Annotated in this window: 8 protein-coding genes; 6 read left to right on the forward strand and 2 right to left on the reverse strand. The window is 38.6% G+C overall.

The annotated features are described in order from the left end of the window. Positions 1–108: 108 nt before the first annotated feature. Both BV214_RS08360 and BV214_RS08370 read right to left on the reverse strand, forming a co-directional pair. The gene (locus tag BV214_RS08360) at positions 109–2655 is read right to left on the reverse strand and encodes a phosphoenolpyruvate carboxylase (protein ID WP_086477055.1); all 2547 of its coding nucleotides are present in this window, start codon (positions 2653–2655) and stop codon (positions 109–111) included. Between the two features lie 548 nt (positions 2656–3203). Then, the gene (locus BV214_RS08370) at positions 3204–3701 is read right to left on the reverse strand and encodes a hypothetical protein (protein WP_086477057.1); all 498 of its coding nucleotides are present in this window, start codon (positions 3699–3701) and stop codon (positions 3204–3206) included. 1881 nt (positions 3702–5582) lie between these two features. Here BV214_RS08370 and BV214_RS08375 point away from each other — a divergent pair. The 6 genes from BV214_RS08375 to BV214_RS08400 all read left to right on the forward strand — a co-directional run bounded on the left by BV214_RS08375 (position 5583) and on the right by BV214_RS08400 (position 22505). After that, complete coding sequence (locus BV214_RS08375) at positions 5583–10670, forward strand: hypothetical protein (RefSeq protein ID WP_086477058.1); 5088 nt, start codon at positions 5583–5585, stop codon at positions 10668–10670. Positions 10671–10748: 78 nt separating this feature from the next. Next, the gene (locus BV214_RS08380) at positions 10749–12809 is read left to right on the forward strand and encodes a fibronectin type III domain-containing protein (protein WP_140157741.1); all 2061 of its coding nucleotides are present in this window, start codon (positions 10749–10751) and stop codon (positions 12807–12809) included. Between the two features lie 4 nt (positions 12810–12813). Then, complete coding sequence (locus BV214_RS08385) at positions 12814–17850, forward strand: T9SS type A sorting domain-containing protein (protein WP_086477060.1); 5037 nt, start codon at positions 12814–12816, stop codon at positions 17848–17850. A gap of 11 nt (positions 17851–17861) precedes the next feature. Beyond that, a complete protein-coding gene (locus BV214_RS08390) occupies positions 17862–21128 on the forward strand; it encodes a fibronectin type III domain-containing protein (protein WP_086477061.1) in 3267 nt (1088 codons plus the stop codon). A gap of 19 nt (positions 21129–21147) precedes the next feature. After that, a complete protein-coding gene (locus BV214_RS08395) occupies positions 21148–21852 on the forward strand; it encodes a hypothetical protein (RefSeq protein ID WP_086477062.1) in 705 nt (234 codons plus the stop codon). Between the two features lie 23 nt (positions 21853–21875). Beyond that, entirely contained in the window at positions 21876–22505 is a 630-nt protein-coding gene (locus BV214_RS08400) for a hypothetical protein (RefSeq protein ID WP_086477063.1), read from the forward strand. The last annotated feature ends 358 nt before the right edge of the window (positions 22506–22863 follow it).

The following is a 22863-nucleotide window of genomic DNA, read 5'->3' on the forward strand; positions in this document are numbered from 1 at the left end:
TTCACCACCTAGCGAATTACCATGCACGGCACACTACAAAAAAAGGCCCCAGATATAACTCTGGAGCCTTTGTGCAATCGCACCTCTGTTCACTAATTAAACTAACATTTATGCCGAGTTTCTACTTGCATTAATGTTTCCATATAAGGACCTAATTACAATTTTCTCGTATAGGTCATTAAATTCCGTCTCCTTGCTCATTTTTTGGAGGGCATATTGCTGAATAACCAATAGCGGCAATACAATATTCTCCCTGATCTTAACAGATTCCCTAGAAATTGGTTCTTTTTCCATCAAAATCTTAGAGTCAGAAATAAGCAACAACATCTCTTTGGAAAGCAGGTATTCTTCGTAAAGAATAGTCCAAAACTCCCCGTACTCTTTATCGTCCTTCATATAGCTAGTAAGTTCAAAATAACATTTTGCCAAGGACATCATACTATTCATCATAAGAGCTTTAAACAGGGGCACCTCTTGGAATAACTTTTTAAGATCTTCCAATTTACCCTGGTCCTTAAGGGTTTTTATAGCAGTACCGATCCCAAAATAACCTGGCACGTTCTGTTTAAGCTGACTCCAAGATCCAACAAAGGAGATGGCCCTTAAATCTGTAAGCTCCAATTTCTTCTTGTGTCCCCTTTTTCCTGGTCTACTTCCAATATTTGCCTTTTGATAATATTTGAGCGTACTCTTATTCTCCAAATACGGAATAAACATCTCATGGTTTTTCAGGGCATCGTACTTCTCAAAACTAAGGTCGGACAACTGCTCCAACAGCTCTCTAGAAGCTTTAGAGATAACATTCTTCTCTCCAAATAAATTATTGGAAAGTCCGGCGGTTAACAATTGCTCACAGTTATGCACAAACTGCTCCTTGGTACCATAGGTACTGGTTATGGTCTGACCTTGTATTGTTAATTGAATCTCGTTATTGGCAATTTCTTTGGTTTGTGCTGCGTAGAAACGATGTGTTTTTCCACCCCCTCTGGCTGGCGGGCCTCCCCTACCATCAAAAAATATGGCCTCAATATTTCGCTCTTTACATATAGTGGATAGTCGTTCTTTAGTCTTAAAGATCTCCCAGTTTGCTTTAACATATCCGCCGTCTTTAGTACCATCCGAGAAACCAAGCATTATGGTTTGCTTTAATAGGCGCTGCTCTACATGAGCTTTGTACATTGGCGTATTGAATAATTGTTCCATGGTATCGCTAGAACTTTCCATCCCATTCATAGTCTCGAACAATGGGATAATATCGAAAGGCAACTTGGTTACATCCCAACCACACCATCTAAAAAGACCAAATACAAAGAGAACGGAGAAAATATCTTCAGAATTACTGATGATATACCGGTTACAACCTTCTTCCCCATTTTTTTCCTGGATGGCTTTTAACTGTAAGATATTTTGAATAGTATCTTGAACGATCTCCGTATCGAAGGATTGATTCTGCACATTTATATCCTTATTAAGAAGCGCATCTATCAATTCTTCCTTGCTAAGCTCCTCCAAATTATTCTGGATAACACCATTGGCCTTCAGAATAGTTTCTACTACCTGATAATGCACACTGTGGTCTTGCCTAATATCTAAGGTAGCAAAGTGGGTTTTAAAGATCTTCACCTTATCAATCATATGATTTAAGTCCTTAAGGTATAGGCTTTGATATTTTTCTATTAGGATAGTCCTTACCTTTTGCAGGGAGGAAAGAATCTCACTGTACTCCAAATACACCTCAGCGTTAAACATGGTCTTGTACAACTTATCACGGAGCAGCCCCAACTCGTCCTGAAGATCCCTAAACGTTAGCTTTTGCTGTAGGTTTTTAAGGTCGTGGTAATAACATTTCATTAGGGTAATGCGCAGTTCATCTGCCACATCCTTGGTGATATCGGAGGTTACAAAGGGGTTTCCGTCCCTGTCCCCACCGGGCCAAAAGCCCAACTTCATTATATTGTGGTTGTTAAACTCCTTATCACCCATATTGTCTTTTATATAGGCATAAAGATCCCCAATGGCCTCATAATACACATCTCTAAGGAAGTATATAATGTTTTTTGCCTCATCTAAGGGAGTAGGCTTCTTTGCATTTATTAAGGAGGTGAGCCCCAATTGCTGAAGAACAATATCTATATCGTTTACTTTGTTCTCAAGGATCAATCCCCTAAGATTACTAATGATGTCTAAGACTGCCGGAGTATAGAACTGCGTAGGGTGGGCAGTTAGTACAATACGGGCACTAAAGGTGGATAGTTTATCGGACACCTTGTCCCATTTTTTATTCTTGTCTACCAACTGAAAATAATCCCGTATAGTAAGGGAGTTACTGTGTTTCTGCAACTGTGGGAAAGCAGCGTCCTCTACACTATCGTACAGTACCACTTGACGTTCCACATATTGAATGATGCGGAACATAAAATCGATTCTATCCCTTTCCGAATCCAGGTTGGCATAATTCTGAAAAAAAGTATCCAGAATTTCTTCCGGATTTTTTCCAGATTGCAGCCCCTTTTCTGCCTGATTTAGCAATAAGGGAATCAGCATCCCCACATTTTCAATATTTTGATAGGGTAAATTAAGAAATAGGCTATTATAAATATTGAATTTGTTGTTGACCGATTTTTTAAATTCCTCTAATCTTTCCGATTGATGCATATATCCTTAGTTGTTTTTGAATTTCTATGGTTCCGATGGCCCCACCTTATATCTATAAAAGTTTTAAAAACTTAAATATCGTAATATTTTTATTTATTGGCGCCAAATGTTATCCTGACAACAAATTTAACAAGGGATACGATAAAAATGATGTGATTCACAACATTATTTTCAAAAATCTAGAAGTTACCTTTATATTTAGTCCTATAAGATGTTTAAGTGATTTTCTCAGTTTTATAGTGTTCTCCAAAAAGAGTCTGTCCCCTTTCGGTACAGGCTCTTTTTAGTTTAGGGTATGGATGGTTAAGTTGATTGCAAGTACTGCTTATTTCTATAATGGTACAGCAGCTTTAGGTTGGGTTTATGATTAATGACGTATAGGTTGATGCAACTTACCCCATGTACGGGTTTATTTTAGCCTTATAACAGCAATACGATTGCTAATTACTCTGGAATAGCCAGGGTGTAGATAACTTACCTATTACGGTCAACAAGTGTTTCCTAATATACATGGGCAGCGAAGTTACTTTCTTAGGAGGTTGGGTATTTTAAAGATCAAAAGTGTATAAAATTCCTAAGCTGAGGGAGGTCCACCTTTTTTCTTCCAGCTGTATTCCCGTATATGAAATATGCAGCTCGGTCTGGGCTCCCATTAAATACCCTAGGGTAGGTCTATAGTAAAATCCGCCTTTATTTCCAGCATTAATTCCGAAAGACTGACCCACGTCGGCTCCAAAAGAAAAGGTATTGGAGGCCCATATTCTTACGGATCCAGCCAATGGAATAAATTGGATACTGGAATGGGATTCTCCGTACTCTAAATGATATTTTTCTGGAAAAGCGTGAATATAACCGGTCATCACCCCAAAATCTACCACTTCCCCCAGCGCAAACCTATACCCTGCATCCAAGCCTAGCAAAAGACTGGTTACATCTTTATATTCACTTACCGGCAATCCGCCATGTACGCCAATTTTCATTCCCCTTTGCCCATAAAGGCCTGTTGCCATCAGTAAAAAAAGTAGGCTACTTAGGAAGTTTTTCATTTGTGGTATTTTTTGATTGTTCTAAAGGGATTAGTCCTGATTGGTTATTATAAAACTACAAGCTTCCTTTTTCTGATCCCTATTTTTGTTGTAAAACCAAAGAAAGTAGTGGTAGCACCCACATATTATCGGTATTAACTAGAAAGTTTATTTTTTGGAACACCTAGGGGAGATTTAGAATATAGCGACTACAAAAAAGGTAACACGCACTCAATTGCATCTATTACAACCAATTAACCCGCCATAACATCCCCTCCCCCCTACCAGGCAGGGATTTCCTAGACATTTCATTAACAAATTTTAAGGGGAATCTTAACGTTATTTATGATTATTACAGGCAACCCAAGGCCCCCTTCCATATCTAAAAAGCACAAGCCAACAATACGGTTGGCACATTTATTGAAACCTATTAAATATTATGAGTGTTTTGGAAATATTAGAGCCTTTAATGAGTCTTATGGATAGTTATCCACTTACTTCTATTGCGTTTTGTCTTCTTCTAGTACTAGGTATGGTTGTCTATAAAGTAGTTAGCCATCTTGGTGAGAATAGTAAAAAGGGGAATCATTACCCAACTTCCTAGGTGTAGGCTGGATACTCCCGCTTAAACCATGGAATAGTTAAAAGAAGCATCTTTTAAGACCACTAACCGGATAGTCCCAAGAAGAAACGGAACTATCCGGTTAGTTTTTTATGGGTGGGGTTACCTGGCACGCAACCCATCCCTTTCGCTCCAATACAAAATAGCACCCACAATTTACAGGCAGTATTTTATGGAATTTGATGTAACGGACTATTAGCTTTGCTAGCATTGGGGTTGGTGAGTGGAATCTTGTTTCAGGGGTACTGGTGTGGGTATTTCCATTAAACCATCCGCATCTATTAGTTAGGGGAGGTTTGTTTGGAAGGGGTTACTATCTCCCTGAGTAATTGACGTTTATCCTTACTTTAGTTATAAATATCACCTTTGTAGGACAATTTAACTTTTTACCTAGAATACTATTTCAGCCTATTGTAATACAATTTCGGAAATCGAAAAACAGTGCATCTCTACATTCTCTGCAGCCTTTTAAATACTATCACCTCAGCTTTTTCAAGTAATATAAATTCGAATTATATTTCTATTTATAATGAAAATTCTTATAAATAAAAATACATTTACTACAAATTTAAGCGGCAGTTCATCGAAATAATTAGGTTGTTAAGAAAGTATTAACTTTTTTTAATGTCTAAGAGTATAAATATGATCTTCCAAACTCCTGGTTTTTATTTCATTAAGGGATTTAACTTAACGGACTATGGACATTAACCGCTAGTTGATTGCGGAAAAAAAGGAATGTGTGTATTGAATTGGAATTGTAATCCCTATTATAGTTTTACTGTAGGATATAGTCACAATAACCTTTACAACATCTAGAATTAAAACTTACCAATTTTATAAAAAATCCTGTAAGAATAATAGGTAATCAACATCGAGCCGAAATTTCCCAAAATGACAGTATCGATGATGGTATTAAACGAAAATTTAGAAGGTAGTTAGGAAACCCTGAACTACACCTTCATTAAGGTCGCCTAGCAAGCGACGGAGAATGATATCCCTTTTATAGTCAATGGGATTCATTTATCAAATAAGTCCCTGTAGAGGGAAAACCGACGTTACTTGACAATTTACTCCCCAACGCATGTCAAGATAGGTTCAATAGAAACCTTGGTAAAACCTACTAATTACTTTACCAAAACAGAAAGTATTAATAAAGACCCCACTAGCACTATTACGATGCTGGAGTAGCTATTATTAAACCATTAGAGTGCCAATGCTAGTCGTCCTATTACTGACTACCTAGCCAAAAATTAAATTATAACCCATCATCCTTCGGAGTTATGGAAACAAAGACCATACAGACCATCATTTTCCTTTGGGCTTGCCTTTTTAGTATTAGTGTATTTGCATTTAAAAACGTAGGTGCTTCTGGAAAGGTATTTATAGAAAGCGTTGAAATAGAATCTGATAATACTGAAACTAAAGCTCCAATCCTTCATCCATTAACAACCTCACATCCAAAGAGTAAAGACAGCATCAAAAGTATTCCTCCTAACTCCACCCTCAAACAAGATATTACTGCTGCCTCCATTCCTGAGAAAAACCATTTATTACACCTACAACAATTGGCAGCCCACCGTAAAGTTCAAAACGGTATAATGCAGCACTCTCAAACACATCAAGAACTCGTCGTCCAAGATGCTGTTGTAGACAGCAAGCCTATATCGAATGTCACAAAGTTAGAGACAAGAACTTTTCCTTCCCTTAACAATCATTTGAATGAAAATCAAGACTTTAATATCTCTTTCATCAATTTGGAACCGGAATTCACCAAAGATTTTATAGATGCCAATTTCTCCAAGAATCCCAAAGTGGATACCCTGGTAGCACAGGCAAAGAGAGCAATTGACGCGGTAAAGGAACTAGGCAATTTTGTAGATATCATCACTGGAAAAGAGTTAATGGAATTGCCCGTAGGCCTCAGTAAAAAAGATTCTACCTCTGGTAATACAATTGAATTGGCTATCACTCAGGTAGTTTTCACTCCTCACTATGCGGAATTTAATGCATGGGCCAAGATGATTATACCTGTAAAAGGTCCCAATGGAGAACCTAACAGAGAACTTTACTTTGGTGCTGAAGGTATTAAACTCTCCCATGATGGAGCGCTATTAGGGGATATGAAATTAGTTTTATTAGGAGATCAAGCAATAACATTAAATGGAGATAGCTGGCTTTTAACCCTCAAAGGGGGCGTAAACCTTAAAACCGGAGCCTTTGGAGATCAATCGTATGTGGAATTTGATTGTTCTGGACTAAAGTCTATCGGACTGGAAGCCGACCTCCGCATTTCACGAAATATTCTATTACCAATTACAAGTGGAGGTAATTATAAATGCGGTACTAAACCGGTGGACAAATACTTTAGAGGCTCCGATATAGTAAAAAATGAATGTTATGTAGGCGCAAGTTTTAGCGTAAAAGCAAATGGTTGGAACGATTTGCTGGTAGAGGTAACCCTACCTCAATTTGAGGTTAGGGGATTAAAAGGATGGGGGTTTAACCTAAAAACAACTGTATTAGACCTTAGTGATAGTCGTAATGTAGCCAATATGAAATTTCCAAAAGACTATAGAGAAGTCCTAATCCGCGGGCAGCGTAACCTTTGGCGCGGTTTCTATGCGAAAGAGCTGAGTATTATGTTGCCTAAAGGCATAACAAACATAAACTCGCCAGATAAACGAGTCCAATTTGGTGCACAGCACCTCATCTTGGATAGCCACGGTGTCTCAGGGTCTTTTTTCGCGGAAGATATCTTGAAAATTGGTGAAGGTTCCGCAGGCAAATGGGCTTTTACCATCTCCGACCTAAGTCTTTCACTTTCCAGAAATTCATTGACAGGTGGAGCAATTGGAGGGGATATCGCAGTTCCAATTTTTGAAAAACCAATGGATTATAAAGGTTTTATACAAACCGATGGTTATGGTCTGCAAGTAGGGCTACAGAGTTCCTATAAGACCCCAGTTTTTTTAGGTGAAATCCAATTAGAGCGCAACTCCAGCGTAGCTATTGATGTAAAGGATGGCAACGTATATCCTTCCGCTAATTTATCGGGTCAACTTTCTATTGTTGGTAGAATAAATCAGAAGCAAGATGAAACTGAGGAGTCGCCCCCGTCTTTGACCACAGAAGATAGTACGCAGGGTTTTAGTTTTCCCAATATACATTTTGAAAATCTAAAGTTGGAAACAGCGCCTGGTAAGAAGGCAATTAGTGCAAAAAACTTTGGGTTTAACGGAGAGATGAAACTAATGAATTTCCCCGCATCCGTGGAATCCTTGGAATTAATAACACCGAGTAACCAGGTAGGCCTATCCTTTGACTTGAAAATTAATTTAGACGGGGAAGGCTCCCACGCCACCACAAGCTTAGCGGTATTAGGCAAGCTGGCGGAAACAGAAAAAATCCAAACATGGAAATTTGAGCGCGTTAAGGTAGACGATATCGAAATTGATTACGAAAAAGGTAATGTTAAAATAGAAGGGGGACTATCCATTATGGATGATGACCCTACCTATGGCAATGGATTTTCAGGAGATTTAACCCTTACGCTAACCGCTATACAATACTCAGCATCTGGAAAAGCCATGTTTGGAAATAAAGACTTTAGGTATTGGTTCGTGGATATTATGTCCGATAACAATAAAGACCGAAGCAATAACAAATTACTCATAAACTCATTCGTTGGAGGAGTTTCCTATAGGATGAAAAAAACAAGTGGTAATCCTGATGGCTTTACTCCATCGTCTGCAGTATACGATCCTGATATCAATACGGGGTTAAGTGTAAGGGCTGGGGTAGGTATCAGTGCCAAAAACAAAAATGCTTTTAGTGGGAGGGCATATTTGGATATGGAGTTTAATAATCATGGCGGATTGAATAGGATTGGATTTACGGGCGAAGGAGCGTTTATGGGTGGTGACCAAACAGGTTTTGTAAATAGCACAAATGGTGGAATGGGCGTTTTGGAGAAAACCCTTAGTAAAATTGAAAAAGCATTGGTGAAAAATGAAAAGAAAATAAAAAAACTATTGGATGAAGGAAATTATTTGGAGGTAGCCCAGGAATCTGTGCCGTTATCAGATGTTGCAAAACAAGGCAATATAGGTGTATATGTTGGTATAGAGAAAGATTTTGTAAACAACACGTTTGATGGCGAATTTGAATTGTATTTGGATTTGAAAGGCATAAAAGGCGGGGGTGCCAATAACCGTGCCGGTTATGCCAAAATGCATACCGGTCCGGAAGACTGGTATATCTATATGGGAACTCCACAAAAACGTATTTCGCTGGTGTTTTCCATGGATGTATTCGAGCTAGAAGTTGGAGGTTATTTTATGACAGGCACCAAACTACCATCACAATTAGATCCACACCCACAGGTAGTTAAAATTCTAGGTAGGGATATGCTAAATAATAGTCGTAAAGAAAATCAGTTGGAAGCCGGAAAAGGCTTTGCATTTGGTCTTAATTTCATATATCAAAAAAACTATTCCTATGCAATTTTCTATGCGTCGTTGAGCGCTGGTGCGGGTTTTGATGTTATGCATGCCTATTATCCTGATGCCAATTGCGTGGGCCGACCAGGCCCTATAGGAAATAATGGCTGGTATTCCATGGGACAAGTATACGCATATCTGTACGGACAGTTTGGGGTACAAGTAAATTTGGGACTTATCAAAGGTAGGTTTCAAATAGTTGAAGCCGGGGTTGCAGCCATGTTGCGTGGGCAGTTTCCAAATCCAGTTTATATTCAGGGATATGTAGGAATGAATTATAATATCCTAGGCGGACTGGTTTCAGGACGTATGCGCCTTAAAGTAGAGATGGGTGAAGAATGTCAATTAGAGAACACCAACCAGGAGATTGGAGTACCCATGATTGCCGACATATCCCCATCCGAAAATGATGATAACGTCTCGGTATTTACCGCTCCGCAAGCTGTTTTCAATTACCCTACTGAAAAAAGTTTTGATGTGGCTATGGAGAGCGGAACAAGGACTTTTAAAATCAAATTACAAAATTTCAATGTCACCTCTCAAGGCAAGTCTCTTGAAGGCACTCTACAATGGAACGACAATAAAGATGCTGTGACCTTTATACCATCCGAAACATTACCCTCTCAAAAAGAAGTAAAATTACTGGTAGAAGTCAGTTTTGATGAAAGCGTTGGGGGAGCATTCCAAACCATGCAAGAAAATGGGAAACCGATACTTGAGAGAAAAGAAGTAACCTTTAAAACCGACAAAGCCCCAGACTATATTCCCATGGAAAATATAGCCTATATGTACCCGGTATTGGGTCAGCACAGCTTTTATCCAGAAGAATTCAAAACTGGTTATGTAAAATTAAAGAGTGCCCAAAACTATCTTTTTGAGTCGGGCTACGAAATACGAGCTGAATTTGCTAATAATAGTACCGGACAGGCCATACGTACTAACCTATCCTATGATAAATCAAAATCGACTATTTTTTATGACATCCCTGAGATGGTTTTAAATGCACCCTACACTTTAAACCTCATTGCGTTTCCCCCCGGTGCTGAAATAGAACAAGAGATAAAAATTATTAAAGAAGATTTATTTGCCGAAGCTGAAATAGGCGACACCAATTGGTTTAACGTGGATACAGAATCACAGGGAACGGAAACTATACATACCTCTGGAACCGCTGTTATTGCAAACAAAACAGCCAATAAGGTTACCCTTTCCAACGGCGCTCCAAAATCCATATTAGACTACGAGTTTAAAACCAGTAAACACAAGTCGTTTAAAGACAAGGTTAAAGGGTTAAAAGTAACCAAGCATCTACTCAATTATATCTATGCAGATGTTCATTCAATGTCGATTATGGTTGAGGATTACGAGTATTTGGAAAAGCTGGAAGTTATTGGAGGTAAATATACTAATTCAACTCCTTTGGTGTATGCAGAAGCGATATTGGATGACTCTTACTATAAAAAGCAAATACATCCCCTACTCTATAAGAATTATCCTTTGGAAGGAGGTATACGTGTAAGTAGGGTTGAGGAACTTTTGGGGGTTCCACCCGTTCGATCCTTTTATGTTGGGAACGAATATTTGGCGAATCTAGAGGGTAATTCCAATTCTTACTGGGTAAAGAATAGAATCCCCTTCGTATATAATCTGCCATATACCTATAAGTCCGACTTAGTAGACCTACGAAATAAGATCTTAAATATTTACAACAACACTAATGGGGATTTGGAAAGATATGAATCATTTAAATACCTAACAGGCACTACTTTCCCTCCCCTCCCTTTAGGTAATTATAAAGCCAAATTAATTTACCAAACTCCTGGAGGGCTATATCAAAAAGGATACGAGATTAAATATAAAAATGATTAAAAGTTCACCAAGCGGATTTCCCTCCCAATGAAATCTGAAAGGGTAAAGATTATTGACACTAAAAACAAAATGATGACATTGAAACATTCACTTCTGTTATTATTATTCACGATTTCCTTGGCAAACGCTCAAGATAATCCTGCTGTACAGGTAATTGCCCGTTCGTTACCAGATAAAGTTCTATTGAGGTGGGCCGTTGATAAACCCTTAGCATGGAAGAAAGCTAACGAGTATGGTTTCTTTATAGAGAGGAGTACTATATCAAGAAATGGAGAAGCAGTGGTACCCATAGAACGGAATCAACTGTCCAATATCCCCTTAAAACCTAGACCATTGAAAGAGTGGGAGACGCTGGCTGTGTCCGACCAAAATGCAGCTGTATTGGCACAAGCCTTATACGGTGATAGTTTCATTACAGAGTCTCCCAAAAATGCCATGGGTAAAATCTATGCCATAAACGATGAATTGGAACAACGATTCACTTTTGCCTTACTTGCTGCAGAACAAAACTTTGAAGCTGCATTATTAGCAGGTTGGGCTTTGGAAGATACCAATGTAGTAGCTGGGGAAAAATATGTATACAAGGTCTCTGTAGCCTTACCCTTAGATAACTCCCATATTATTAATGAAGGCACCGTATTTGCAAGTCCCGACTTATACGAAGAATTGCCAAAACCAATTGGGTTGTCCGCCGTTTTTGGTGATGAAAATGTTATGCTTAACTGGAATTTTAATTTGTTACAACATGTTTATACCAGTTATGTTATTGAACGTTCGGATAACAATATAAGGTATAAACAGCTTAATGGATTACCATTATTTAATGCGCAAGAATCTAGGAGTGGTCAAGAAGTGTCCCTCTTTTACACCGATTCAATTCCCAACAATACTAATTTTTATTATCGAGTAAAAGGTAAAACAGCTTTTGGTGAAACGGGACCACCTACAGAGCCCTTGATGGGAAAAGCAATAAAAAACCTTGGTTTTGTCCCCCGAATATATAAAAAGGAAATGCCTACAGATAACAAGGCTATTCTATACTGGGAGTTTGATAAAGAGGGTAATGATCTGATTACGGGGTTTGAAATTCGCCGAGCCCATAAGGAAAAAGGACCTTTCGAAACTATAAAATCGGGTCTTCAAGCAACACTAAGACAAACAACCGTCACCAACCTTCAACGTATCAATTATTTTACCGTTGTCGCCATCGGAAAAAATGGTGTGGAAAGTGAATCCTACGCAAGCATGGTACAACCCATTGATTCCACACCCCCTTCACCCCCAACCGGATTACAAGGTATAATGGATACCACAGGAATTGTAAGACTAACTTGGAACAAAAATCTGGAGGAGGATTTAGGTGGGTATCGCATTTTCAAAAGTAACAACCCGGAGGTGGAATTCAGTGAACTGACCAAAAACACTTTAGGCATAGAAGCTTATATAGATACTGTTCCAATTAATAACCTAAATCGAAACGTCTACTACAAAATAGCAGCTGAGGATTTACGGTTTAACCGTTCTAGTTTTTCTGAAATGATCGTTGTGAGGAAGCCCGATTTGGTTCCTCCTTCATCCCCCTTGATGAAGAATTTTGAAGTTACTCAAGAAGGGGTTAACCTCTCGTGGTTTCCAAGTAGCAGCAAGGATGTGATTGCCCATGTAATTTATAGGAGAAATGAAGAGGCTCCAGAATTAAGATGGGAAAAGCTGCACGAATCTATAAGCACCAAGGATTCACTTTATTTTGACAAGACCCTTCAAGATTCTGGAATATATAGTTACACTGTAATAGCCAAAGATTCAGTGGGATTAGAAAGTTTACCAGCAAAACCTATCAGCATTATCTGGAGGGGGAAATCTTTGGATGTAAACGACATAAAATTTCAAGGAGTTGTAAATCGGGAACTACGTTTTATAAACCTTTCATGGAAAATTAAAGCTAATAATATTGTTGAATATGTTCTCTATCGGGGCACTAACAATCGGGGATTAAAATTATACAAAACTTTGAACGGCGATTCCAAAGGATATAACGATACCGATCTGGAGATTAATACCAACTATACGTACGGCCTTCAACTAATACAGAAAGGTGGGGCTTCTTCATTTATTAAAGAGATCAATTTAAAATATTAGGGTTATGAAAAAGAATGTGTTTTTACTATTATTAATTCTTTCAAACCTAGCGTTTAGTCAGGAAAAAGAATATGATGTATATCTTAATTACTCCTTTATTGGCACAGGTAATGATCCACGGATAGCTGAGGTTGATATAAAAAGTAATTCCTCAATTGGCAGTCCAATATTATTTAATAACAATTTCCCTGCCCCTGTATATGACGGTCCATTTGATATTAGAGGAATCAATGGAATTAGAAGTTCTAATAATTCAGTGGCAATTACCGGCACCCTAGATGTCTCAATTTTAGGCGAACAAACTGGAGATTTTAAAACCATAAACCTAAGTATGGACCAACCAATCAAAAGTTTTTTGCTATCCGCTGATTACACTACATTTAGTGCGAACCTCACCTTCAGACCTAAAATGGAGTTTTCACTACCTGAAAACAGTAAATGCTATAAAGACAAAATCACTGTAATTGCAACCCCTGGTCATCCACAAGAAAGTTATTATTGGGAATATAGTGTTCCTTCAAAGAATATAACATGGAAGCCATTATCAGTTGACTTGCAAGAAAAAAATGAATTAGAAATCAATTTAATTGATATTGTTGGAGTTGATTATGAAGAATTTATTGGTGAGGTTATTTACTTCAGATTAACTAACACTATAAATAAGTATGATGTTCCAAGCTTATCTTATAATTGGATAAACTGTTCTCCAGAACTTATAGATGATAATCCAATTACAACTACTGATGCAAGTTGTTTTGGCAGTAACAACGGTGCTGTAACTTTAACCTTTAAGCAAGATATCGCTCCAGAATCACAAATGCGCTTTTTTGTTTATGAGGGAGAGCTACCTAATAGTACTACAGAAGAAAACCTGAGAAGCGAAAGCCCCGAATTTCCCGGAATCTCAAAACAAACTGTTTTAGATCCATTGTTAAGGTTAACACAGACGGAAAATGGATATAAGGGCTCTATAGTTGGTTTATCGGGCAACAGTCTTAACCAAGACAACACATTGGAAAATTTTTCCAAGTATTTCATTGTATATCAAGAGGTTGATTATAGTGTAACTCCTGCAATAGTTAAAAGCGGAGAATTAACACCAACTACATTTAGGATACACCAACCTACCCAGGTGGTATTAGACACATCGTCTACAGATTTTTTTACGGATGCTTCCTGCGGCAAGCCTGCTACTTTCAACTTAAATGATACCGCCATGGGAGGTGATAATCTTTTCCTTGGTGGCAATTATTCATATCAATTTAGTATGGATAATGGTACTAGCTGGGATCCAGTGGAACCAGCAAACAATGTGTTAGAAATTGAGCCCCATGAAAATCAACAAACAATACTAATTAGAGGAGTATACCATGTCGACGGTAAAAATTGTGTGGGAGAAGAATATCAATTTATCATCGCACCAATCGTTCCCCCCATCATAATTACCGATTCCTCAGCAGGCACCACATCTACGGCAGCAGCTTCAGATGGAAGCGTAGAGGTGGAGTTTTCTGGTGGTATAAAGGAATATACTTATAAATTAACTCGACTTAATATTGACACCAATATTTATGAGGAAGTAATGGCCAGTCCAACAATAGGGCTCATTCCCAACAAACGAATTGTTTCTTACTACGACCTTCCCATTGGAACTTACCGGATTACAATAACAGACGGGAATAATTGTACACAAGAATCGGCCGACCTGACAATTAATGTCGAGCCCACCCCCACCTTGGGTACACCTGAGATTACGCAAATGGAATGTGAAGGTAGTTATGCATCCATTAGTGTTCCCGTATCCAATTATAGTTCTAATTACCAATATCAATGGATTATAAATGGAGAAGCATCGGCCATACAAACTAGCGGCAATCCCAATATTACAGCAAATTATATTTCCACTCCTGGAAATCATATATTAAAGGTGGCGAATGGTGGAGTATCCGATGCGGATTTTAACAAGGAGGCTTATACAACTAATGTCTCTGTTCAAATTGACAACCCCAAAACAGTAATCATCACAAACGCCACTCCAAATGCCACACAATGCGAGAACGCTACTGATGGTAGCATAGACCTAACCATCTCTGGTGGTAATTCTTTTGAATACTCCTTAGAGTTCTTCCCAAGTGAAACAGATTGGAGTCCGTTAATAGATAATAGTATCACCAACCTTGCTCCGGGAAAATACAGGGTTACTATCCGTAACGAAAACGGATGCGAATCCGAGACCCTTGAAAACATCATTGTGGAAGAGGCAACACCACTAGAGGTAACCATCTCTAAAACAGATGCCACTACCCATAGTGGAAGTCAAGGGTCAATTAATCTGAATATTACAGGAGGAACTCCATTTTCTGCTCCTAATGACCATTATAATATTTCTTGGGAGAAGGATGGAATATCTTTTGAAGCCCCCGATCCCTCAACTCCTTATTTCATTAGTGGATTAGAAGCTGGAGATTACATAGCTACTGTGACAGACGCCAATGGTTGTGATAATTTCATAAGTATTAACATTACAGAACCAGGTCCCTTAAAAATTCTTAGTTTCACAAGTACCGACGCTTGTAACAACCTAAATAATGGATCCTTATCGGCATCAGTACAAGGGTCGGGACAGCTCACTTTTAATTGGATTTTAAAAAATAGTTCCCCTACAGGAACGGTGGTAGCAACTACTACTACTTTGGACGGAAACTCATCAGTTGAAGGATTGGCCCCCGGCACCTACGCCCTTAATATTATAGAAGATGCCAGTGGCAATGAAGTACATAGCGACCAAGACCTGATCATTGCAGAAGCAGCTCCTTTTGCCGCTATTATTACGACTACGGAATCCAGTTGTGGAAATCCGAATTCAGGAACCATTAGCATAAGTGAGGTTTCGGGAGGAACCCCCTTCTCCACTGGATCGCCCTATGAATACCATATTAATGATGCCTTCGACAACTACCAATCAGAGCCCGTATTCCACTTTCTTTCCCCTAGGACCTATATCGTTACGATACGGGATGCCCAAGGCTGCGAGTATAGTGAAACAGTAGAGGTAACCCAAGCCGGAGCTCCCATAATAGATCATGCTAATACGATTCTGACTAACCCATCTTCGCCCGGTGGTGCCGATGGCTCTATTACTTTATCATTCAATGAACATACATCTGACTACAGCTACGAGTGGTCAGGACCTGGTATTGATGGAGATACTTCCAAAGATATAACCGGTCTAGTAGCAGGGAACTATCAAGTAACCATTACAACCCCGGAAAATTGCTCATCGGTTGCCAATTTCACCCTAAGCGACCCCAATCCTCTCTCTGCTACCATTACTCAAACCGATTTCTTAGAATGTAATGGTGATAATTTTGCTGAAATCACAGCTCATATCCAAGATGGTACAAAACCTTATACTTACAAATGGTTTGAAATAATTAATGGTAATAACGTTATCGTATCAGGGGATACTGAAATTCTTGGAGGTTTATTCACGGGAACCTATTTTTTACAGGTCACCGATGCCAATAATACCACTGTAAACACAAGTCCGCTTACCATCGCTCAACCCGATGCCTTAACAGTACAGGTAGATGCGGTAACCGATATTTTATGTGGCGATGAAGCGACTGGTGCTGTTAATATATCCGTCTCAGGAGGTACGGCCCCCTATTCCTACATATGGAGTAATGGCAGCATTAATCAAAATCTAGACCAAGTACCTGCAGGGGAATATACATTGGAGATTATGGATGCTAATGCTTGTTTTACCGAGATAACAGCCATTGTCCAGAATGCTCCTAACAGCCTTCAGGTTACCAATGTCTCTATTTCCAATGCTTCTGCATACTTGGCCAACGATGGTTCCATAACTCTGAATATCACAGGTGGATCATCGCCCTACGACATTACTTGGACAAAATTATCAAATAATGAAATCCTAGAGGGCCAAGAATCAATTTCCAATCTTTCATCAGACCTATATCAAGTTTCCATCAAAGATATAAATGGTTGTAGCATCACAGAAATTTATGAGGTTGTCCAGCCTGATATTGTAGAAGATACTATTGTTCAACCCAGTTGTTCGGGCAATTCTGATGGAAGCATCTCGCTTTTGGTAAACCAAGGAGATGGGGATTATACTTATCTGTGGAATACTGGAGCGACCACTAACGCTATTAGCAACCTACAATCTGGTAATTACTCAGTTACCATTACTGGTTTCGAGAACGGACCTCTCACCAGATCCTATGTACTAGAAGAACCTTTAGCATTGGAAGTAGATTTAGGTGAAACTAAAACCTTGTGTAGTGGGCAAGAATTGGTCCTAGATGCATCCATAGAAGATGGCAATGCCAAATACTCATGGACCTCAGACACTGGATTTACTAGTACCAGTCCAAATGCAATTATAAAAGAAGGGGGCACCTACACGGTTACAATTTCCACCCAGAACGGTTGTAGTACAACTGGAAGTGTTTTAGTGGTAGTAAACGATGATAAGATCAGTGCCGAATTTGCCATGTCTAGTCAGGTATTTGTGGGCGAGCCCCTTATTGCTGTGGATATAAGCTTTCCCCTTCCGGAGTCCCAAAAGTGGATACTACCAAAAGAAGCGATAATTGTCAAAGAAGATACCGATGAAGCAAAACTCATATTCAATGAGCCCGGCGAGTACGAAATTGGGATTATTACTCAAATTGGAGACTGTATGGCACAAAAGACCAAAAAAGTCCTTGTGGTTGCCAACGAAAATAATGTTAACAAGGGAGAATTGGATCCAAGAAAACAATTGGAAGATTTCATAATCTATCCTAATCCTACCAGCGGAAAGTTCACGGCAGATATAAAACTTTCTCAAAGAGGTAGCATCAGCATTAAGGTATTCAACTTTGCCAATAATGCATTAATGGCAGCTGAAAAAGAAAGGGGCAGCGCCACTTATAGAATTCCACTTGACATTTCCGGTTTGCCGGTAGGTGTGTACGCAGTGGTCTTGGAGACTCCATTTGGCAATTCCTTGCGGAAGGTGATTTTAAAATAAAATCAATAGACATGAAGACAGCATTATACTATTTTGTTTCGTTAGCCAACTTCTTGAAAGGACTCGTTTCCATTAAGGAAGATAGGTTTGCAAATAACTATCCAGCAACAAGGTCGGATTTTGAGAGTTCCGTTCCTAGCAATTATACCTGTTCCGGTAACAATAAACAATGTAGATTGCTTGTATGGAATAGCCTCATTAAAAGGAGTTTATTCTCTAGTCTACTATTCTTTTTCTCCTGTGTCTTGGCAAATGCGCAATCATTTCCAGTACAGATTGTGCCACAGGCCATCCCTCCCCCTCCAATCTATTTCTCCGAATATGCAGATGCTGGTACAGTGAACAGTCCCCTTAAAGTACAGCTCATTCTAAACGATTTTCAAATTGCCAATCGCGAAGTACGATTAAAAACTTACTTTGAAGGAAATGGGATAACTTTCCGAAGCAACGATATGGTGGTTGGGGCTCGCCCCCTGTTTTTGGAAGGGGGAGTTCCTTTGGTGCTCACCAATACAGATTTAGCGGCCTATTTTAAATTTGAGAATATTACGGGTATTTCGCCCAACGTATACGGTAGCGCCATCCCAGAAGGAGTCTATCAATTCTGCTTTGAGGTCTACGATATGCTTACGGGAAACCGACTCTCACAAAAAAGCTGTGCTGTCAGTGTTATCTTCCAGAACGATCCTCCCTTTCTAATTTCCCCAGGAAACAGGACCAACGTGGCAGAGACCAATCCACAGAACATTATTTTCCAATGGACCCCCAGAAGCATCAATGTTACCAGTGTAGAATACGAACTCACCTTGGTAGAGATCTGGGACAATGTAATAGATCCGCAAGCTGCTTTTTTTAGTTCTCCCCCTGTATTCCAGACTACAACCACCGGCACCACCTATGTTTACGGGCCGTCAGATCCACTGTTGCTATCTGGAAAAAGGTACGCCTGGCGGGTACGTGCCATGGCGAAACAAGGTGCCGAGGAGATCGGACTGTTTAAGAACCAAGGGCAGAGTGAGATCTTCTCCTTTTCATATGCAGGAAACTGCGAGCAACCGCTAGGATTAAATCATGAGGTAAAGGGCAGTACCAATGCCAATATTTTTTGGGAAGACCTTTCCACCGATGTCCCAGAATACACCGTGCGCTACCGTCAAAAAGGGCATTCCAATGTTTGGTTTTTCAGCAAGACCACCACAAACCAGCTCACTCTCTGGGATCTAAAGGCAGGAACTACCTACGAATATCAATTACAGAAAAAATGCGCGGTTACTGGTAGCGATTGGAGCATGGCTAAACAGTTTACTACCTTTATTGTAGACAACCAGACCAGCCTGTATGAATGCGGTATTATACCCAATTTAAGCTTGGACAATAAGGAGCCCCTACCCAATATCACTTCTGGAGAGCAGTTCACAGCAGGAGATTTCCCCATTACCCTGACCGAAGTGAATGGTGGAAACGGCCGCTTCTCGGGAAAGGGCTATGTCACCATTCCCTACCTTAACAGTATAAAGGTAGCGGTAGAGTTTACTAATGTACTAATCAACACCGATAACCAACTGGCTGAGGGTATGGTGGTCACCAAGTACGACGCAGATATGAAGAATATCCTGGATGTAGATGTGGCTATTGACATAGTAAGCGCTGCCTACGATGCGGTAACCGATTTAGGGGAGAGCACTGCCGATATTTTAAAAGATGTATTTAATCGTGATGACGAACAGGAAGAAAATGCCCCAGAACCAGAACCTATATCCGATGTTACCGAGATTCCTACTAACAATGAAAGTAGTTCTTATGTTGATAATAATTTAGTAGAAAGCAATAATGATACTGCTAGTCATACCTCCGAAAGTCCACAAACTGATAACAACACCTTAAATGAAAGTAACCTCAATACTGGACCTCATGCTGAGGATACCAGCAATACAGAAAAGGAAGCGGTGATAGTATTTAATGGAACGGAATACAGCAATAATGAAGTTATTGAAGTTATATATGATAAGACTAATTCCCATTATGCATTCTTACTGAAGAACCATCCAGAAGATGCGACCTTAAAATGGCAAATCTTAAAATCAGGTACTGATTATACTCCTGAATATATCACCAATGAACCTATATATGACAATCTCGGAATTGACATGAAAAAGGTATACGTATTGGATTTGGTAGCTAATTATAATGATAAAAGAATAAAAGTAACCTTACATAGAAAGCTTAAGGATTTTGATTTAATAAATATATATGCAAAACCAGAGGATAGCCCTTCAAGAATCGCCAAAAGTGGCCAAAAACTGTATTTGAAGAAATCGTCAACTTCCATAAATAAAGCAAAACGTAAGGTCGACTTTAGTGTGCACGTAAGCCCTAACTTATCCCAGGGAGACATTTCGCATAATGGTATCAGGTGGTATTATGAGATGCCAGATACTCAGTATAATTTAGGCAAAAACTACGGTAGAAAGAATATTCATTTAAATCTTACTGAGCAAAATACTACATATTCCGTAAAGGTAGAAGCTGGTAATCCTAATAAGTTAAACAAAAATATTGATGTAGTCTGGTTCGATGGGACTGAAACCTCTTGGAGTAATATGCCCCCAGTAGTTCGTGAAGTCCTTAATAAAAGTCTCGAGGATATTAATGAAGGTGTAGAAAGCTTAAATAATATTCTTCCATCGGATCAGGTCACGATAAAGTTGGATGAAATTAAAGTTGAAGGTAGTGAAGTTAAAAAGGAAGATAATGCCTCCAGGTTATATTATCTAGAACAAAAAGAGTATGCGAGCGGTGGAATAACAATCTCATCTCCCAAAATTATCTTTCCTATTCCAGCATTGGTTCCACTAAATCGATCCGGTATTGTGGATATTGGACCTTATATCCAGGCTGGTTTAAACATCTCTGTACAAGGTGGGGTACAAAGAAAAAAATATATAGAAACCAGTGTGTTCCAAAATGATGAAAACTATCTAATGTTAATAGCTTCAGGCTGTATAACAGCTGGAGTTACAGCCGAACTTCTAGTTGCGAAAGATCAAGTAGATTTTAGTGTCAACTTTAATGGGGTTGGGTGCCTTGCTGGCTCAGGTAAATACAATTTCACTTCTAAATTACTAACAGCTGAATTCTATATACCCCCTGTAGTACTTACTGGAGAAATCAAAATAAAAACCAAAGGTGTTTTAAAGTTTGAACTAATAGATTGGAGTAAGAAAATAACAGTTACCGAAAAGATTCCATTAGGTAGTCCGTTGAAACATCAATTTTAAAATAAAAAACCATTAAAAAATGACTAAACTAAACCTATTTCTATTGATCTCATTAATTGTTGTATCCATTATCAATGCTCAAGATCAAGATTCAAATCTTATTTTATCCTACCCCGAAGAATCTGAAATTTCCTTTTATGAGTATCCTTCAAATACTTTTGCAAAGGCAATTTATACAAGTCAGGAGGAGGCGTCCAATGAATTTCCAGAGCAACTAATGGAATCCATAATTTCAGCCACTAATCAAGAATGGGTTAATTATAACACCCTGGGCGGTGCTGAGAATGCAACTCAACAAGAGAATAGCCATTTCGACAGAGTAAAGACTATGGATAAGGACAAGAATTATTTCGAATTAGCCCATAAGCTTACCTTCAATGTTGGCGAATTACCTACTGTAATAATAAAGTTTTTCACCCATTTCGAAGATGTTCAGGTTATGTCTGGAGTTGCAGTTTTGCAATTCGAAAATGGGAGGTGGCAAAAAACATCACATCCCTCATTATCCACTTTATCCATAATAGTCATGCGGATGAAATCGGAAGTACTTAGGGGAATAGTATTACAAAATTCTGACGATCCAAATATAATTGCCATAACTGAACGTGTAACAACTGACTCTGGCTTGGACTTAGCCTTATTGGAAGAAGAATTTGACAGCTGGTATATTCCAGAAATAGATCAAAGAAAGATTGAACTGTACAAAGATCCCAAAACTTGGTAACCACTTTATAATAATTAAATATCATGAAAAACATTCTTTTAATTCTCCTACTCGCCTCCTCAAACTGCCTCTTGTCCCAATTAGATTACAATAGCTTTAAAGGGGAAAAATCTAAAATTTCGTTCAACAAGGAGTACACCTATTCCAACATCTACGACTACCGTGTAAATGCCAAATATGAAGATTCGTTAATGATAAGAAAGTATAATATAAATACTCCTGAAGGTATTCTTTCTAATAAATATTCCTTGGAATTATCAGAAAACAAGAAGGATTCTGTAGTTTTTGAAGTCGTTCTACATTCTAAATTGATGGTAGATATAAATAGAGAGCGACATTGTTTCATAAAATACAAAACCAGAAAAGATAATAAATCATCGGATATAAAAATAGTAAACTTAACAAAGGAAAAGGATACGTGGAGGGAAAACACCGATACTAATAACGAAATTGAAAAAACAAAACAGGTCTTTTTATATACCGATGTGAATATGTTATTCGAGTTTTACAATTACTTCGACAACCCAAATTTCCCAGAACTCAACAATCTAAAGCCACTCGTAAAAGAGTCGAACGGAACACTAAACATAGGAAAGTTATATGAAGTTATAATGGAGAATAGAGCTACTTTAAATCAGTATTTAGAAAATTAAGACCATCAATTACTAGTACAAACCCACCCATGCTCTATAACCAACTTGACAATCATAGAAAAAGTAAGTTTAACACCCTAGCTTCCAACCTATAACATTATCAAGGCAGTTACAGAACTACAGAATCAAACAGGATGAGGACCAAGGTGACCGTACGCCAATAGCATACTTCCATACATTTTTAAAAGCCGATGCTTTTTTATTTACCTCTTATCGAATAAAGGTAGGTGACAAAAGCATTTAAGCATATATTACAAGTAGTATCTAATTCCCCAGTTCATTTGATGTAACTAAAACACTAAACCACCAAACAGATCTAACCCGGATAATTCATGGGTATATAGTAAAATTGGGTGTA

It is taken from the genome of Arenibacter amylolyticus, from assembly GCF_002150785.1.
Lineage (GTDB): Bacteria > Bacteroidota > Bacteroidia > Flavobacteriales > Flavobacteriaceae > Arenibacter > Arenibacter amylolyticus.

What these genes read in the sequence shown, in the direction of transcription:
- BV214_RS08360 (WP_086477055.1), bottom strand. Translation starts at nt 2,655, where the DNA reads ATGCATCAATCGGAAAGATTAGAGGAATTTAAAAAATCGGTCAACAAC.
- BV214_RS08370 (WP_086477057.1), bottom strand. Translation starts at nt 3,701, where the DNA reads ATGAAAAACTTCCTAAGTAGCCTACTTTTTTTACTGATGGCAACAGGC.
- BV214_RS08375 (WP_086477058.1), top strand. Translation starts at nt 5,583, where the DNA reads ATGGAAACAAAGACCATACAGACCATCATTTTCCTTTGGGCTTGCCTT.
- BV214_RS08385 (WP_086477060.1), top strand. Translation starts at nt 12,814, where the DNA reads ATGAAAAAGAATGTGTTTTTACTATTATTAATTCTTTCAAACCTAGCG.
- BV214_RS08390 (WP_086477061.1), top strand. Translation starts at nt 17,862, where the DNA reads ATGAAGACAGCATTATACTATTTTGTTTCGTTAGCCAACTTCTTGAAA.
- BV214_RS08395 (WP_086477062.1), top strand. Translation starts at nt 21,148, where the DNA reads ATGACTAAACTAAACCTATTTCTATTGATCTCATTAATTGTTGTATCC.
- BV214_RS08400 (WP_086477063.1), top strand. Translation starts at nt 21,876, where the DNA reads ATGAAAAACATTCTTTTAATTCTCCTACTCGCCTCCTCAAACTGCCTC.